Genomic DNA, 17,072 nt, shown 5'->3' with positions numbered 1-17,072 from the left:
CCATTCAGGCTGCGTCGAGATGGCCGCGGATATCCCGGAAGACCGCCTGGAACATCTCCGTCGTCAGGCGCCCGGTGTTGGTGTTGTAGCGGGAGCAGTGATAACTGTCGAAAAGCCTGACGCCTTCTGCCAGGGCGTGGTTCGCCTGATGGGCGAAGGGAAAGGCCGAACGCTTGAGTTCGAGCGCGCTCAGCACCGTGTCGTGGGCAATGCGCCCGAGTGCAAGGACGGCTTTGACCGAAGATGCCGCCTGCAGGGTTTCCAGAAGAAATGGGCGGCAGTTCCTGATTTCAGCGCCCGTCGGCTTGTTTTCGGGAGGAACGCAACGAACGGCATTGGTGATTGCCGCATCGATGAGCGTCAGCCCGTCATCGGGCCGGGCCTCGTAATTGCCCTTCGCGAAACCGAATTCCTTGAGCGTCGCGTAGAGAAGATCGCCGGCGTAATCCCCGGTAAACGGCCTGCCGGTGCGATTTGCCCCGCGCAGTCCCGGCGCCAGCCCGACCACCAGAAGGCGCGGGTGCTCGGCGGCAAAGGTCGGGACCGGCGCGTTGAACCAGTCCCTTTCCAATTGCCGATGGTGATTGCGAAACGCGACCAGACGCGGGCACGCCGGGCAGTCACGACCGGGATCTGCGAGAGACATCAGCGGATTGCGATCAATATTCGTCGTCTTCAAACCGTTCCGCCGCACGGGCCGGACGCTCGGACGGGTCACGGCCGATCTTGTTCGACAGACTTGCCAGATCGATGAAGTGATCCGCCTGGCGACGCAGGTCGTCGGCGATCATCGGCGGCTGGGTCTGCAAGGTCGAAACGACGCTGACCTTGCGGCCGCGGCGCTGCAGCGCCTCAACGAGCGAGCGGAAATCGCCGTCGCCGGAAAACAGCACGACGTGGTCGACGTGATCGACAATTTCCATGGCATCGACGGCAAGTTCGATATCCATGTTGCCCTTTACCTTGCGGCGGCCGCTGGAGTCGACGAATTCCTTCACAGGCTTGGTGACAACCTTGTAGCCATTGTAGTCGAGCCAGTCGATCAGCGGGCGGATCGAAGAATATTCCTGATCCTCAATCAAGGCTGTGTAGTAGTAAGCGCGCAGCAAATATCCCGTCGACTGAAACTCCTTCAGAAGACGCTTGTAATCGATGTCGAAGCCGATGGCTTTTGCGGTCGAGTAAAGATTTGCCCCGTCGATAAACAGCGCAATCTTCTCACGAGGGTCGAACATCCCAGGAATGCCTTTCCTTCAAATACAGGACGGGCACCGACGTAGAGCGCAACATGGAGATGTATTGCATGAAAGACCAACCATGCGGCTGGCGATCAAAAAACATCCGCGCCGAAAACATTCGCGGTGTGAGATATCCGTCCCGCAATTCATCCGCAATGCGGATTTGTGCCTGTGCCCAGAGAGGTGCCCCTGAAGGTGCACCTCGTTCTTGTTTGTTTTTGAGCGCTCGCATGATCGTTAGCAGCGCCTGTTTCCGTCCCTACACCATTTAATATAGGGCCCGCAACTAAACTCGACACCGTTGCGTCACGCGGCAAGTTCGCCAATTTACGCATCTCCCCGTCTGGATTGGCGGACACGAAAGATTCGCCTCGTAATTTCAAGCGCCGCAACGCTTGCTTTCGCTGCCGACTGGCATTATGTCTCCACCTTCGTTTTCCCCCGAATAATGGAGATGATGCATGGCGCGCGTAACCGTCGAAGACTGCATCGACAAGGTCGAGAATCGCTTCGAACTGGTTCTTCTGGCGAGCCATCGTGCACGGATGATTTCCAGCGGTTCGCCGCTGACCATCGACCGCGACAATGACAAGAACCCCGTCGTTTCGCTGCGCGAGATCGCCGACCAGACCGTCAGCCCGGAAGATCTCAAGGAAGATCTGATCCACTCGCTGCAGAAATACGTTGAAGTGGACGAGCCGGAGCCGGAATCCGTGCCGCTGGTGCCGAGCCAGTCTTCGCAGTCCGGCGGAACGCAGGTCAACGCGGTGGACGATTCCAACATCGAATTCGACCGCATGTCCGAGGAAGACCTGTTGCGCGGCCTGGAAGGACTTGTCCCGCCCGAGCGCTCCGACGATATTTGATCGATACGACAAGGATGAATCGCGCGGGCCCGCCGAGCCATGGCAGGGCCCGTCGGTTTGTCCGCGTTTTCCAGACCTCCGGGACCGATCAGCGCCATGATGCGCCAATACGAACTCGTGGAGCGGGTTCAACGATACAATCCGAACTGCGACGAGCCGCTTCTCAACAAGGCCTACGTCTATGCCATGCGCAAGCACGGCACACAGACGCGCGCTTCGGGCGATCCCTATTTTTCCCACCCCCTGGAAGTCGCCGCGATCCTGACCGACCTGCGGCTGGACGACGCGACCATCGCTGTCGCCCTTCTTCACGACACGATTGAAGATACCGACGCAACCCGCGCAGAAATCGACAAGACCTTCGGCGAGGAAATCGGCAAGCTGGTCGACGGCCTGACGAAGATCAAGCGTCTCGACCTTGTCTCCAAGCGCGCGAAACAGGCGGAGAATTTCCGTAAGCTCCTGCTGGCAATCGCCGACGACGTGCGCGTTCTCCTGGTGAAGCTCGCCGACCGGCTGCACAACATGCGCACGCTGCAGCACATGCCGGAGTCCAAGCGGGGGCGTATCGCCGAAGAGACGATGGAGATCTATGCGCCGCTCGCCGGCCGCATGGGCATGCATGACATGCGCGAGGAGCTAGAAGACCTTGCCTTCCAGACCCTCAACCCTGACGCCTATGCGACGATCAGCGAGCGGTTGGCACAGCTTCGCGCCAAGAACGAAGGCCTCATATCGGACATCGAAACGAACTTGACGGAGCGACTGGCCGAGCGCGGCATCGCCGCGGTGGTCAAGGGGCGGGAGAAGCGGCCCTATTCGATCTTCCGCAAGATGCAGTCGAAGTCGATCGCTTTCGAGCAGCTGTCCGACATCTACGGTTTCCGCATCATCGTGGGCACCGTTGAAGCCTGCTACCGGGTGATCGGCGTCATTCACACGACATGGCCGACCGTACCGGGCCGCTTCAAGGACTACCTCTCGACACCGAAGCAGAACGACTACCGCTCGATCCACACCACTGTGGTCGGCCCGAGCCGCCAGCGCGTAGAGCTGCAGATCCGCACCTTCGCCATGGACAGGGTCGCCGAATACGGGATCGCCGCGCATGCTCTTTACAAGGATGGCGAGTTCGGCGGCCGCAACATAGCCAAGCCGCAGGAGGAAAGCCGCGCCTACGACTGGCTCAGGCGCACGATCGAGCTTCTGTCGCAGGGCGACACGCCGGAAGAATTCCTGGAAAATACCAAGCTGGAACTCTTCCACGACCAGGTCTTCTGCTTCACGCCCAAGGGGCGGCTGATCGCGCTGCCGCGCGGTGCAACGCCGATCGACTTCGCCTATGCGGTCCACACGGACATCGGCAACACCTGTGTCGGCTGCAAGATCAACGGCCATATCATGCCGCTGGTGACGGAACTGCGGAACGGCGACGAGGTGGACATCATCCGCAGCCAGGCGCAGACGCCACCCCCCGCTTGGGAGTCGATCGCCGTTACCGGCAAGGCGCGCGCCGCCATCCGCCGCGCGACGCGCGAATCCGTCCGCCAGCAATATGGCGCCCTCGGCCGGCATATCCTGGAGCGCGCCTTCCTGCGCGGCGGCCATCCATTTTCCGACGAAGCTCTGGCAGCTGCCGTCGTGCCGCTCGGCCAGGCGAATGTCGCAGACCTGCTGGCGGCGGTCGGTCGTGGCGAAATTCGTGCCGCCGAGATAACCGGCGTGCTCTATCCCGACCAGCCGGCCGAGACGCATGGCGAGAGAATTGCCGGACCGCAGGCCGGTAACGAAGAAGGCTGGTTCGACCTGCAGTCGGGAGCCGGCATGAAGTTCCGGGTACCCGACGGCAGCAATCCCGGCGAGAGCAAGAATGCGATTCCCATCAGGGGATTGCGCGGCGATCTTCCAGTGATCTTTGCACCGGACGGGGGAGCCGTGCCCGGCGACCGGATCGTCGGCATCCTGACACCCGGCGTCGGCGTGACGATCTATCCGATCCAGTCGCCTGCGCTGAAGGAATTCGAGGAACAGCCCGAGCACTGGCTCGACGTCCGCTGGGATCTTGACGCCGACAAGCAGGATCGTTTCCCCGCCCGCATCTCGGTCGCGGCTCTCAACGAACCCGGTTCGCTGGCGGCGATCGCCGGCACCATTGCCGATCTCGACGGCAATATCGACAATCTGAAAATGATCAACCGGGCGCCCGATTTTCACGAGATGATCATCGATCTGGAAGTATGGGATCTGAAACACCTGAACCGGATCATCAACCAGTTGCGTGCCAAGCCCAATGTTTCCAGCGCAAGCCGCGTGAACGGCTGACGGCGAGCCGCGACGATAACCGACTGAAAGAGCAGGACCGGCCATGACACGAGACGAGGTATTGCAGGTGTTCCGCGACGCGGGCGCCATGCTTGAAGGCCACTTCATCCTATCGTCCGGCCTGCACAGCCCCGTCTTCCTGCAGAAGGCCCGGGTCTTCATGTACCCGGAAAAGACCGAAATCCTATGCCGCGCTTTGGCGGCGAAGATCCGGGAATCGGTGCCCGGCCCGATCGACTACGTCGTCTCCCCGGCCCTCGGCGGCCTGATCCCCGGTTACGAAACCGCGCGCCACCTGGCCATTCCCGCCATGTGGGTGGAGCGGGAGGGCGGCGAGTTTCGCCTGCGCCGCTTCGAGATGCCGAAGGGGGCCCGGGTCGTGATCGTGGAGGATATCGTCACGACCGGCCTTTCGAGCCGAGAGACCGTGGACGCGCTGCGCGCCCTCGGCGCCGACGTGCTTGCGGTGACCTGCCTGATCGACCGTTCCGGCGGCGAGGCCGATCCCGGCGCGCCTCTTGTGGCGCTGGCCGAATACAAGGTCCCCGCCTATCCTGAGGATGCCCTGCCACCGGAACTTGCCGCGTTGCCGGCGATGAAGCCGGGCAGCAGGGGACTCACCTGACCTTCCCGAAGCGGGCATAAGAACAAGACGGAGAAACCGGCCGCCCATGCTCTTTAGACGCAGACAGAAACCGACCCATCTGGAACGTCTGCGCGTGGCGGTGTGGCCCCGGCACAGTTTCGCCCGCTCCGCCCGCTATTTCTCCAAGCGCGTATTGCGGCTGACAGCGTCTCCGAACGCGATCGCGCTCGGTTTCGCGGCCGGAGCCTTTGCCTCCATCACGCCGTTCATCGGCCTGCATTTCGTCCTCAGCTTCGTCGTCGCCTTCTTCATTGGCGGCAACATGCTGGCAGCCGCTCTCGGCACGGTGGTCGGCAATCCCCTCACCTTCCCCTTTATCTGGGCCTCGACCTACAAACTCGGCTCGCTGATCCTGGAGGGTAAGGCGCGGCATCTGGAGTCCAACAGCCTGCGGCATCAGCTGGGCGAGAACCTGCTGGAGAAATCCCTGGACACGATCTGGCCGTTGCTCAAGCCCATGCTGGTGGGCGCAGTGCCGATCGGGCTTGTGGTTGGGGCGCTTTTCTATTTTATCGTCTATTTCAGCGTCAGCGCCTATCAGAACGGGCGCCGCGAACGACTGGCAAGGCGCCGCAAGGATGCGGGAACCACAGAATAGCCTTCGCAAGGACAAGGGCGTGGCCTGACATGATCATCGGCATCGGTTCGGACCTGATCGATATCCGCCGCATCGAAAAAACGCTCGCCCGTTTCGGCGAGCGTTTCACGAATCGCGTCTTCACCGAGATCGAACGGGCCAAGTCCGATCGCCGTCAGGAGCGGGCCGCATCCTATGCCAAGCGCTTCGCGGCCAAGGAAGCCTGCTCCAAGGCGCTCGGCACGGGCATCCGCATGGGCGTGGCATGGCGGGAAATGGGCGTCGTGAACCTTCCGTCCGGCAAGCCGACGATGCGGCTGACGGGAAGCGCGGAACAGCGGCTGCAATTGCTTGTTCCGGAGGGCTTTATTGCCCGCATCGACCTGACGATCACCGACGATTTTCCCCTGGCGCAGGCCTTCGTGGTCATCACCGCCTGGCCGCCCGACTGGCCGCAGCCGGGAATGAGCCGAGGCGACGACACCTGAGCGGACGTGGATTTGCCGCGCGACATTCGTTGCGTTGCGACAGGCGAGCCGATACAAGCCTTTTGATGGGAATCCGCTAAGCTGCTTCGCCTGAAGTCGAACCCGAAATCGGGATGGAGTGCTGAGAACGATGTCCGAGGGCGAGACGAAGGACGATATGAGCGTGTCTGACGAAAAGAAGGCGAAGGAAGGCGGTTACTATGAAACCGTCAAGGTGATCGCGCAGGCGCTGATCCTGGCGCTCATCGTCCGCACCCTGCTTTTCCAGCCTTTCAACATCCCCTCCGGCTCGATGATGGATACGTTGCTGATCGGCGACTATCTCTTCGTGTCGAAATACAGCTACGGCTACTCGCGCTACTCCTTCCCTTACGGACTCGCGCCGATCGACGGGCGCGTCTGGTCGGCGGAGCCTGAGCGCGGCGACATCGCCGTCTTCAAGCTGCCGAAGGACAATTCGACCGACTACATCAAGCGCGTGATCGGCCTGCCGGGCGACGAGATCCAGATGATCGACGGCGTGCTGCACATCAACGGCGAGGCGGTCAAGCGCGAGCGCATCGACGATTTCATCGACAAGGATACCTTCGGCAGCGTGCGCCGCGTGCCGCGCTACCGCGAGACCCTGCCGAACGGGGTGAGCTACGAGACGCTGGACCTGACGACCCGCGGCACCTGGGACAATACCGGCATCTACAAGGTGCCGCCCGGACACTTCTTCATGATGGGCGACAACCGCGACAACTCGACCGACAGCCGGGTGCTGAACTCCGTCGGATACGTGCCCTTCGAGAATTTCGTGGGCCGCGCGGAAGTGATCTTCTTCTCCATAGACGAGGACGCGTCCGCCTGGATGTTCTGGCAATGGCCGTGGACGGTGCGCTGGAGCCGGCTGTTCCGTACGCTTTGACACACGCTCGGGCCGGCCTGGACGGCCTTTTGCAAAGCAGATGACCGCGCGCCGGCACGCCGCCGATGCGCGGTTTTCCAATAGGTCGATACTTTGGAGACTGACATGATCCACCGCCGCATGGAGCGCGCGCTGGAAGAACGTATCGGGCATCGCTTCGTGAACCCCGCCCTTCTGGCACGCGCGCTGACGCATGCCTCGGCGGCCGAAGCGGACGGCACGCCGGCCAAGAACTACCAGCGGCTCGAATTCCTCGGCGACCGCGTGCTGGGGCTCGCGATCGCCGCAATGCTGCACGAAGCCTTTCCGGATGCGGACGAGGGCGAACTGGCGCGCAGGCTCAACCAGCTCGTCAAGCGCGAGACCTGCGCGGCGGTCGCCGCCGAACTGGACGTGGGGCCGGCGCTGCGTGTCGGCGAGGGAGAGGCGCAGACCGGCGGTCGCAAGAAAGCGGCAATCCTTGCGGATGTCTGCGAGGCGCTGATCGCTGCTGTCTACCTGGATGCCGGTTTCGAGGCGGCATCCACGTTCGTCGATCGCTTCTGGCGCCAGCGCATGCTGTCCTTCAAGGGCAATCTGCGCGATGCCAAGACGAGCCTGCAGGAATGGGCGCAGGGCAAGGGCCTGGAACCGCCGGTCTATCAGGTCACGGAGCGCGGCGGCCCCGACCATGCGCCGACCTTCACGGTCGCGGTGAATGTGCATGGCTATGCGCCGGCTATCGGCATCGGCGGCTCGAAGCGGATCGCCGAGCAGAATGCAGCCGAGGCGGCACTGGTCCGCGAAGGCGTCTGGACGGAGAAATCAGGCAGTGAGTGAACAACAGGACGCGGAGACACGCGCCGGCTTCGTGGCGCTGATCGGTGCGCCGAATGCCGGCAAGTCGACGCTGCTCAACGCACTGGTCGGCACCAAGGTGTCGATCGTGACGCACAAGGTGCAGACGACCCGCGCGATCGTGCGCGGCATAGCCATGCGCGGACCGTCACAGATCGTCTTCGTCGACACGCCCGGCATCTTCAGGCCCAAGCGCCGGCTCGACCGCGCCATGGTCGACACCGCCTGGGGCGGGGCGAAGGACGCTGACCTCGTGGCGCTGCTGATCGATGCACGCAAGGGGATCGACGAGCAGAACGAGAAGATCCTCGAGAAGCTCGCCGATATCCGCCTGCGCAAGGTGCTGATCCTTAACAAGGTGGATGTCACGAAACGCGAGAACCTGCTGGCGCTGGCGCAGGAGCTGAACCAGCGCTGCGACTTCGTCCGCACCTTCATGGTTTCCGCGCTGACGGGCGACCGCGTCGAGGACCTGCTCGATTTCTTCGCCGCCGAGGTGCCGGCCGGGCCGTGGCTTTACCCGGAGGATCAGGCCTCGGACCTGCCGATGCGGATGCTGGCGGCCGAAATCACGCGTGAAAAGCTGTTCCTGCGCCTGCACGAGGAACTGCCCTATATCTCGACGGTGGAGACGGAAAGCTGGCAGGAGCGCAAGGATGGCTCCGTCAGGATCGAACAGACGATCTACGTGGAGCGCGACAGCCAGAAGAGCATCGTGCTCGGCCGCAACGGACAGACGATCAAGGCGATCTCGCAGGCCGCGCGCACCGAGATCGCCGAGGTGCTGGAGCAGCCCGTTCACCTGTTCCTCTTCGTCAAGGTGAGGGAAAACTGGGCGGACGACCCCGAGCGCTACCGCGAGATGGGGCTCGATTTTCCGCACTGAGCATTATTAGCCACATGCGCGGATAACGGGACAAGGCGATGGAATGGGCGGGCGAAGGGGTGATCCTCGGCTGCCGGCGGCACGGGGAAAACGACGTCATCGTCGAAGCGATGACGCGCGAGCGCGGCCGTCACCTCGGCCTCGTGCGTGGCGGCAGGAGCCGACGCCATCAGGCAAGCCTGCAGCCCGGCAACAAGGTGGGTCTCGTCTGGCGGGCGAGGCTTGACGGGCATCTGGGCAACTATGCCGTGGAGCCTGTGCGCTTGAGGGCCGCCGAGTTGATGGAAAGCGCGATCGGCATCTACGCCATTCAGGCGCTGGCGGCACTGTTGCGACTGCTGCCCGAGCGCGATCCGCACCCTGCCCTCTACGACGCTCTGGAAGTGGTACTCGACCATCTCGAAAACGCGGAAATCGCGGGCGCTCTCGCCGTGCGCTTCGAATTGCAGGTGTTGAACGAACTGGGTTTCGGCCTAGACCTCAGTCAGTGCGCGGCGACGGGGCGCCGTGAGGACCTGGTCTTCGTATCGCCGAAATCCGGCCGCGCTGTCAGCCGGGATGCCGGCGCGCCCTACGCGGACCGGATGCTGCCGCTACCCGCCTTCCTACTGGCCACCGGAGCCGAACCGCGCCAAGCTGACGGGCAGGCGATCGGGGAAGCCTTCCGGATGACCGGCTTTTTCCTGCACCGATACGTCTGGGAGCCGAGGGGCATTCAGCCGTCGGACGCACGCGAAGGTCTGATCCAGGCCGTGCTGCGCGCGTCGGGCTGATACCCGAAAACCCCGGATCGCGAGAAATCGGCGGAATTCTGCGCTTTTCTGTGCAAATTCAACCGCAATCCCGTTGTCTTGACAAAGGAAAGGCGGTAACCGGAACATATGGGAAACGAACTGATTCCGCCCGGTGGCATAGAACCGATCAATCTGCGCGAAGCGCTTGAGGAACGCTACCTCGCCTACGCGCTGTCGACGATCATGCATCGCGCGCTGCCGGATGTGCGCGACGGGTTGAAGCCGGTTCACCGCCGCCTGCTATATGCCATGCGGCTGTTGAAGCTCGATCCCGGTGCCGGTTTCAAGAAATGCGCCCGCGTGGTTGGCGACGTCATCGGTAAATATCATCCGCATGGCGACCAGGCCGTCTATGACGCGCTTGTACGTCTGGCGCAGGATTTCGCGCAGCGCTATCCGCTGGTCGACGGACAGGGCAATTTCGGCAATATCGACGGCGATAACGCCGCTGCCATGCGCTATACCGAGGCCCGCCTGACGGAGGTTGCCCGCCGCCTGCTCGACGGGCTGGACGAGAATGCTGTCGACTTCCGCGAAACCTATGACGGTGAGGAAAGGGAGCCGGTCGTCCTGCCGGCAGGCTTCCCGAACCTGCTGGCCAACGGTTCCTCCGGTATCGCCGTGGGCATGGCGACTTCCATTCCGCCGCACAATGCGGCGGAGCTTTGCGATGCGGCACTTCATCTCATCAAGAATCCGCGCGCGGAAACGAGCGACCTGCTGCAGTTCGTCAAGGGGCCGGACTTCCCGACCGGCGGCCTGCTGGTGGACGATCAGGCTGGCCTGCTCGAAGCGTATGAGACGGGCCGCGGCGGCTTCCGCGTCCGCGCACGCTGGGAGGTGGAAGACCTCGGACGCGGTACCTGGCAGGTGATCGTCACCGAGATTCCCTACCAGGTGCAGAAGTCGCGCCTGATCGAGAAGATCGCCGAACTGCTGCAGGCCCGCAAACTGCCACTGCTGGACGATATCCGCGACGAAAGCGCGGAGGACGTGCGCGTCGTGCTGGTGCCGAGGTCGAAGAATGTCGATCCGGCGCTGCTGATGGAATCGCTGTTCAAGCTCACCGACCTGGAAAGCCGCTTCTCCCTCAACATGAACGTGCTGTCGCGCGGCCGCGTTCCGATGGTGATGGGCCTGAAGCAGGCGTTGCAGGAGTGGCTGGAGCACCGCAAGGAAGTGCTGGTCCGCCGCTCCGAATACCGGCTCGGCCAGATCGAGCACCGGCTGGAGGTGCTGGAAGGCTACCTTGTCGCTTACCTGAACCTCGACGAGGTGATCCGCATCATCCGCGAGGAGGACGATGCCAAGGCGGAGCTGATCCGAACCTTCAAGCTGACGGACGTGCAGGCGGAAGCTATCCTCAACATGCGGCTGAGGAGCTTGCGCAAGCTCGAGGAAATGGAGATCCGCAAGGAACACCAGAAGCTGACCGAGGAAAAGGCGGAGCTCAATGCCCTGCTCGGCTCCGAGCAGCGCCAGTGGACGAGGATCGGCAAAGAGGTCACGGAGATCGGCAAGGCCTTCGGCCCGGATACGGAGCTTGGCAAGCGCCGCACCGGATTTGCCGAAGCGCCGAACCACGACGTCGGCGACCTGCACCACGCGATGATCGAAAAGGAACCGGTTACCATCATCGTGTCGGAAAAGGGCTGGATCCGCGCGCTCAAGGGACATCAGCAGGATCTCTCCACCCTCGCCTTCAAGCAGGGCGACAAGCTGAAGATCTCCTTCTTCGCCGAAACGACGGACAAGCTGCTCGTCTTCACCACCGGCGGCAAGATCTATACGATCGGCGCCGACAAGCTGCCGGGCGGGCGCGGCCACGGCGAGCCGATCCGGCTGATGGTCGACATGGAGGAAGGACAGGACGTCATCGACGTCTTTGTACACAAGCCCGGGCGCCGGCTGCTCGTCATTTCTTCAGAGGCTCGCGGCTTCCTGGTGAAGGAAGCCGACGTCGTCGCCAACACCCGCAAGGGCAAGCAGGTGCTCAACGTGACGTTGCCCGAGGAAGCGCGGCTTTGCGTGGCGGCCGACGGAGATTTCGTCGCCGTGATCGGCGAGAACCGCAAGCTGCTCGTCTTCCCGCTGGCGCAGATCCCGGAGATGACGCGCGGGCGCGGTGTCCGACTGCAGCGCTTCCGTGATGGCGGCATTTCCGATGCGCTGGTGTTCAACGGCAGCGAAGGCCTGACCTGGCAGGACAGTTCCGGGCGCAGCTTCACCCGCACGCTTGAGGATCTGGCCGACTGGCGCGGCGACCGTGCCCAGGCAGGCCGCCTGCCGCCCAACGGCTTCCCGCGCTCCAACAGCTTCGGCAAGCGCTCGCTCTGACATCGCCATCCGGAGTGACCGATGCCGGCAATACGCCCCTATCGGCCGGACGACGCGCCGGCCCTGAACGATCTTTATCGGAGGTCCGTGCTCGAACTCGGGCCGCGCGGCTACGCTCCCGATCAGGTCGAAGAGTGGGCCAACCTTGCTCCCTCACCGGAACACTTTCGGGCCTTAATGGTCGACGGACGGTATCGCCTTGTCGCCGCGGATGACGATGACTTGCCGCTTGCCTTTGCCGATCTTGAAACGGACGGGCACATCCACTTCTTCTATTGTGCGCCGGAAGCTGCCGGCCGGGGCGTCGCCTCGCGGCTCTACGAAGCGCTGGAAGAAGCCGCGCGGAATCTGGAGATCGGTCGTCTCTATGCCGAGGCGAGCGAAGTCGCCCTGCCCTTTTTCCTCAAGCACGGCTTCCGGCATCTGGGCCGGCGCGACTTCGAAGTCGCCGGTACGCCGATCCACAATCATGCGGTGGAGAAGATACTCTAGCCGGCGTCTCCCGACGGTCGTTGCATCCGCAGCAGCGCGGAGAACGGAAAGAAGCGACGGAGGAAACCGATGCCGACCCGTCGCGTCACCGTGAACCCATAGCCCTCATAGAGGCTGATGGCCCGCTCGTTATTCTCGGCCACTTCCAGTTCGATGACGGGTGCGCCTTCGCGGCGAGCCCGTTCGACAAGCGCCGCGAGCAGCATCTTGCCGACGCCCTTGCGGCGATGTTTCGGCTTCACGAAGATGCCGTAGACGTAGAATTGTCCCGCCGCCCTCTCACGCCACTCGACGGCATGAAAGATCATCATCCTGACGAGCCCGGGGACGGCGCCATATTCGCGGCGGAAATCGGCGAATACCGGATTGAGGGGGCCGCGATTGCCAAGCTTGAAGGATGCGTATCCGAGGATATTGGTGCCGCTGACCACCGCGACGATACGGGATCGATCCAGTCCCGGCAGGAAGAGGCGTCGCCGCCGTTCCTCGTCGCCAAGGAAGTACCGCATGACGCGGCGATCCGAGGCTACCCAACTGGCGATGGCGTCTCCAGGCGGAGTCGGCGGTATCGAAGCCAGGATTTCAAAAGGGCGCTGCCGGCCCGGATTCGGCTTCGTCACCGATAATCTCCGAAAAAATGTTATCAAGTACCGGCCGCGATATACCGGCACGCCTTAACGAACCTTCCTATAGACCGCTGCCACGCATCCTAAAAATCGGTAATCGCGTTTCGCGTGAATTGAGGCAGCCGGCAGAGGGCTGCTTCAGCATCATGAACCGCGCAATTGCTGACTGGATACCAGCCTGCATGGGCATGACGGAGCGTGCAGCTCCCTCTTCGTTCCAGCCTCTCGGTTCGTCATACACGGGCTCGACCCGCGTATCCATTTGGCGCCAGCACATTTCGCCATCGTCCGATGGATTGCTGGGTCAAGCCCGGCAATGACGAAGGGAGAGGCAGCGCATCTTGAATTGGATTAGGTACGGGCTGCGCCCGCGCTGATTTCCGGATCCGGGTCATCGTTCGGCTGCGCCTCACTCGCCCGGGATGACGGCGGAGTGTGGGGTTACCCCTCTTCCGTACCCTCTCGGCTCGTCATACGCGGGCTTGACCCGCGTATCCACGCGATATCACCCCTTGCCGCACAGCCTTCCGATGGATCGCCGGGTCCCGGTTTCCCGGTACAGGGCCCGGCGAAGACGGGCGGAAAGGCTACGCATCCAGTCGCCCGCCGAAAGTTGGCCGGACACTCAACCTTCTCCGAAGGTCATCCGCCTCCTGAGGGAAACCTTGTTCGGCTTCTCGTCCTCCCGTGGCTCGTCCGGGAACGCTTTGGGATCGTCGGCCGCCGCGGGCCCGGGAGCCGCCGCATGACTGTCCGCACCGTCATCGGCGTCCGGTTCCGCATCGGGCCCGGAGGGCCGTGTCTCGTCCGCCGGCTGAGACGGCGCATCCGTGGGAGCAGCTCCGGCAACCGGCTCCGTGCCGGAAGCCTCCGCCGCCTTCTTCCTCATTTCCTCGAATTTGCGGGCATAGCCGCGCCCGGCCTCCCAAGCCGATCTGAACTCTCGCCCGAGCTGATTGCCGAGGCGAAAATCCTCATCGTAGTCGTTGAGGCCGTCGACATTGGCAAGTACGGGGTTCGAGGCCCACAGCTTGCGCAGCGCCGCATTCTTCAGCGCTGCGGGCACGCCCTTCTTCAGAAAGACGGAGAAATCGGAATCATAGCTGAGGCCTTCCAGATCGACCGCCTCGGCAGCTGCCCGGTTGGCGGCCTCGATATCCTCGGCCTCTTCGACGATCACGTCGAGTTCGTCCTGAGTTTCCTCTTCCGCCGTCGGCGCTTCAGGCTCGGTCTGGGCCTCCTGCTTGAGGCGGGACCAGCGCTTCAGGAATCCTTCTTCCTCGCCCATATCTCAATCCTGCTCGCTGCGGCGATGCTCCGGCGAAAAGATCGGCGTCTTGCCGAACTGCGGCTCCTCGACCTTCGCGGAATCCCGCCGCCTCTTGCGGAAGGCAGGCGCTTCAGGCACCTCCTGAAGGAACCGCGCCATCCACGCCACCGCATCGGGAGCCAGAGCAATACGTTCCACCAGCCCCTCGCCCGCCTCTTGCCAGCTTTGCGCCTGATAGGGGTCGACCGTCACGCCGATTACCCGCCAGGGCGGGTCGCCGGCATCGTTTTCGGCAAGAGCCACCCATATTGCCGGCTGGCCCGTCTCGATATTGGAATCGTAAGCCTCCACCATCTTCTCATAAAGCGTCGCGGTGAAAGGCGCGTTCATGTAGCGGACGACATCGCCCTCGCGGGCGATTTCGCGCCAGCCGTCAGTAGCCGGGGCATCGGGAACAATATCCGCCACCGACCAAACCCAGTCCGCCCATTTCGACACTGCGGGCCGGCGCTGAAGCACGACGCCGAACTGCCTGGACACTTCCTTCGCCAAGGGCGACCTCCCAATCGATCTTTCAGGACAATTCTGGAGTGACGGCAGGGATTTGACAATGGCAAGCGCAGAAAGTCCGAGTTTACTTGGCAACCATGGTTGCGCCCCCTACAAATAGGGTAACGACAAGAAATTGCCGCTCAATCAGCGGCATGGCGTCCCGGCTGTCGGGGCGCACGGGAGGACATGAATGGGTATGAAGCGCCGGCGCGTGCTCTTGTGCAACTGCGAGAGGACGATGGCCCTCGACCCCGGACGTCTCGGTGCCTTCGGCGAAGAACCGCTGCACAGCCATCTCTGCCGTACGCAGCTCGACGCCTTCGAGAAGGCCATCCGCACGGGCGAACCGCTCCTGGTCGCCTGCACGCAGGAAGCGCCGCTGTTTTCCGAGGTGGCCGGCGAGCAGGCGCCGGAAGCGGACATTGCGTTTGCCAATATCCGCGAACGGGCCGGCTGGTGCGCGTCCGATACCGATCCGCACCCCAAGATCGCGGCCTTGCTGGCCGAGGCGATGCTGGAGCCCGCGCCCGCGCCGCTGCGCACGGTCGAAAGCGACGGGCTCTGCCTTGTCTATGGTGCAGGTCAGGCGGCAATCGATGCGGCGCGGGAGCTGGAAGGCCGCCTTTCGGTGACGCTCGTCCTCAGCGAGGCGGAGGATGCGCTGCTCCCGGCCGTGGCGGATTTCCCGGTCTTTTCCGGCAGGCTCAGGTCCGCGGCCGGATCCTTCGGCGGCTTCGACGTGGTGGTGGACGGCTATGCGCAACTGCTCCCCTCCTCCCGCCGGACGCCGCAGTTCGGCCTGCCGCGCGATGGCGCGCGCGCCAGGTGCAGCCTGATCCTCGATCTTTCGGAGGGAACCGCTCCGATTGCCGCGCCGCGAAAGCGGGACGGCTATTTCCGCGCCGACCCGCGTGACCCGGCCGCCGTGGCGCGGGCGATCTTTGCTCTTTCCGACATGGTAGGCACGTTCGAAAAGCCGTTCTATGTCGGTTACGATGCCGATATCTGCGCCCATGGCCGATCCGGCAAGGTGGGCTGCAGCAACTGCCTGGATGCCTGCCCGGCCGGCGCCATAACGGAAGACGGCGACAGGATCGCGGTCGATGCCGGCATTTGCGGCGGCTGCGGCTCCTGCGCGGCCCATTGCCCGACGGGGGCCGTCTTCTACCAGTATCCGGGGCGCGGCGATCAGATCCGCCGGATGCAGACGCTGCTTGCCTCATATCGCGAGGCTGGCGGAAAGAACCCCGTCCTGCTGCTGCATGAAGATCCCCACGGCACGGAGATGATCTCGGCGCTCGCCCGCTTCGGAGACGGTCTGCCGGGTAACGTTCTACCGCTCGCAATGCATGCGGTGACTGCGACAGGCCACGAGCAGATGCTTGCGGCGATCCTCGCCGGCGCCAGCCGCCTGATCTTCCTGTCGCCGCCGCAAAAGGCCGACGAACTGGTGCCACTTCAGGCAGAGATCGGCATCGCCAGCGCCCTGCTTGCCGGCATGGGCCACGACACCGACGGCCTGTTCGAGATCCTGAGCGAGAGCGACCCGGACCGGCTCGACACGGCATGCCGGGCGAAGGCAAGGACCGCTCCCGTGGTTCAGCCCTCTGGCTTCGACCCCGTCGGCGGCAAGCGCGACGTGGCGCGGGCGGCGATCACAGCACTGCTGGAGCGGGCTAAGGATGCGCCGGACGTCATTGCCCTTCCCGATGACGCTCCCTATGGCCGCATCAAGATCGACGGCGACGGCTGCACGCTCTGCCTCGCCTGCGTCGGCGCCTGCCCGGTCAATGCGCTTTCCGACAATCCCGACCGGCCTCAGGTTTCGCTGACGGAGACTGCCTGCGTGCAATGCGGGCTTTGCGCCGCGACCTGCCCGGAAAAGGTGATCACGCTGGAAGCACGCTACAATGCCGACGACAGTGCCTTGCGGCCGGCGGTGCTGCATGAGGAGGAGCCTGCGCTCTGCACGCGCTGCGGCAAGCCCTTCGGCACGCAGTCGAGCATCAGGCGGATTTCCGAACGCCTGTCGGGAAAGCACTGGATGTTCCAACGGCCCGAGCAGGTGGCGCTGATCGGCATGTGCGACGACTGCCGCGTGGCGGCGCAATGGGAAGTCGGCGACAATCCGATGAAGGTCGCCGGCCGGCCGCGCATCACCACCACCGACGACTATCTCTCCGCCGAGAAGAGCGGGTTATCCATCGACGACTTCCTGAAGGACAATTAAG

The 17,072-nt window shown here is 63.5% G+C and carries 17 protein-coding genes; 12 read left to right on the top strand and 5 right to left on the bottom strand.

The annotated features are described in order from the left end of the window. Window positions 1–4: 4 nt before the first annotated feature. Together H2509_RS05845 and H2509_RS05840 are read right to left on the bottom strand one after the other, a co-directional pair. A complete protein-coding gene (locus H2509_RS05845) occupies window positions 5–646 on the bottom strand; it encodes a uracil-DNA glycosylase (protein WP_182163224.1) in 642 nt (213 codons plus the stop codon). Window positions 647–659: 13 nt separating this feature from the next. Then, window positions 660–1,235: a LabA-like NYN domain-containing protein gene (locus H2509_RS05840; RefSeq protein WP_182163222.1), complete on the bottom strand. Its 576-nt coding sequence runs from the start codon at window positions 1,233–1,235 to the stop codon at window positions 660–662. A 464-nt stretch (window positions 1,236–1,699) separates the two neighbouring features. On the opposite strand from H2509_RS05840, the gene rpoZ reads away from it, so the two are divergent. The 11 genes from rpoZ (at window position 1,700) to H2509_RS05785 (ending at window position 12,393) form a co-directional block, all read left to right on the top strand. After that, on the top strand, window positions 1,700–2,104 hold the full coding sequence (gene rpoZ, locus H2509_RS05835) for a DNA-directed RNA polymerase subunit omega (RefSeq protein ID WP_182163220.1): 405 nt from the start codon (window positions 1,700–1,702) through the stop codon (window positions 2,102–2,104). A gap of 96 nt (window positions 2,105–2,200) precedes the next feature. Next, on the top strand, window positions 2,201–4,426 hold the full coding sequence (locus tag H2509_RS05830; protein ID WP_182163218.1) for a RelA/SpoT family protein: 2,226 nt from the start codon (window positions 2,201–2,203) through the stop codon (window positions 4,424–4,426). A gap of 43 nt (window positions 4,427–4,469) precedes the next feature. Then, complete coding sequence (pyrE, locus tag H2509_RS05825; protein ID WP_182163216.1) at window positions 4,470–5,051, top strand: orotate phosphoribosyltransferase; 582 nt, start codon at window positions 4,470–4,472, stop codon at window positions 5,049–5,051. Window positions 5,052–5,097: 46 nt separating this feature from the next. Further along, the gene (locus H2509_RS05820) at window positions 5,098–5,670 is read left to right on the top strand and encodes a DUF2062 domain-containing protein (RefSeq protein ID WP_182163214.1); all 573 of its coding nucleotides are present in this window, start codon (window positions 5,098–5,100) and stop codon (window positions 5,668–5,670) included. Window positions 5,671–5,699: 29 nt separating this feature from the next. Then, window positions 5,700–6,137 (top strand): holo-ACP synthase, encoded by a 438-nt coding sequence (gene acpS / locus H2509_RS05815; protein WP_182163212.1) that lies wholly within the window; start codon window positions 5,700–5,702, stop codon window positions 6,135–6,137. 157 nt (window positions 6,138–6,294) lie between these two features. Then, window positions 6,295–7,047: a signal peptidase I gene (gene lepB, locus H2509_RS05810; protein ID WP_182163801.1), complete on the top strand. Its 753-nt coding sequence runs from the start codon at window positions 6,295–6,297 to the stop codon at window positions 7,045–7,047. A 105-nt stretch (window positions 7,048–7,152) separates the two neighbouring features. Beyond that, window positions 7,153–7,866 carry a ribonuclease III gene (rnc, locus tag H2509_RS05805; protein ID WP_182163210.1) on the top strand — a complete coding sequence of 238 codons (714 nt, stop codon included), beginning with the start codon at window positions 7,153–7,155 and terminating at the stop codon, window positions 7,864–7,866. After that, window positions 7,805–8,770 (top strand): GTPase Era, encoded by a 966-nt coding sequence (gene era / locus H2509_RS05800; RefSeq protein WP_182163208.1) that lies wholly within the window; start codon window positions 7,805–7,807, stop codon window positions 8,768–8,770. Before rnc ends, era begins: the two co-directional genes overlap by 62 nt. Before the next feature lie 38 nt (window positions 8,771–8,808). Further along, window positions 8,809–9,543 (top strand): DNA repair protein RecO, encoded by a 735-nt coding sequence (gene recO / locus H2509_RS05795; protein ID WP_182163206.1) that lies wholly within the window; start codon window positions 8,809–8,811, stop codon window positions 9,541–9,543. 108 nt (window positions 9,544–9,651) lie between these two features. Then, entirely contained in the window at window positions 9,652–11,901 is a 2,250-nt protein-coding gene (gene parC, locus H2509_RS05790; RefSeq protein WP_182163204.1) for a DNA topoisomerase IV subunit A, read from the top strand. A 21-nt stretch (window positions 11,902–11,922) separates the two neighbouring features. After that, complete coding sequence (locus tag H2509_RS05785; protein ID WP_182163202.1) at window positions 11,923–12,393, top strand: GNAT family N-acetyltransferase; 471 nt, start codon at window positions 11,923–11,925, stop codon at window positions 12,391–12,393. Here H2509_RS05785 and H2509_RS05780 read toward each other — a convergent pair. From H2509_RS05780 to H2509_RS05770, 3 genes are all read right to left on the bottom strand, one after another. Then, window positions 12,390–12,902: a GNAT family N-acetyltransferase gene (locus H2509_RS05780; RefSeq protein ID WP_182163200.1), complete on the bottom strand. Its 513-nt coding sequence runs from the start codon at window positions 12,900–12,902 to the stop codon at window positions 12,390–12,392. The genes H2509_RS05785 and H2509_RS05780 overlap by 4 nt on opposite strands. A 742-nt stretch (window positions 12,903–13,644) precedes the next feature. Continuing rightward, on the bottom strand, window positions 13,645–14,307 hold the full coding sequence (locus H2509_RS05775; RefSeq protein ID WP_182163198.1) for a DUF3306 domain-containing protein: 663 nt from the start codon (window positions 14,305–14,307) through the stop codon (window positions 13,645–13,647). A gap of 3 nt (window positions 14,308–14,310) precedes the next feature. Next, complete coding sequence (locus tag H2509_RS05770; RefSeq protein ID WP_182163196.1) at window positions 14,311–14,841, bottom strand: DUF3305 domain-containing protein; 531 nt, start codon at window positions 14,839–14,841, stop codon at window positions 14,311–14,313. A 190-nt stretch (window positions 14,842–15,031) separates the two neighbouring features. Between H2509_RS05770 and H2509_RS05765 the strand changes: the two genes are divergently transcribed. Continuing rightward, window positions 15,032–17,071: a 4Fe-4S dicluster domain-containing protein gene (locus H2509_RS05765; protein WP_182163194.1), complete on the top strand. Its 2,040-nt coding sequence runs from the start codon at window positions 15,032–15,034 to the stop codon at window positions 17,069–17,071. The last annotated feature ends 1 nt before the right edge of the window (window position 17,072 follow it).

This window comes from Stappia albiluteola, assembly GCF_014050225.1.
In the GTDB taxonomy this organism is placed as follows: Bacteria; Pseudomonadota; Alphaproteobacteria; order Rhizobiales; family Stappiaceae; genus Hongsoonwoonella; species Hongsoonwoonella albiluteola.
Note: the sequence above shows the minus strand (reverse complement) of the source record. Positions and strands in the feature narration are given on the sequence as shown.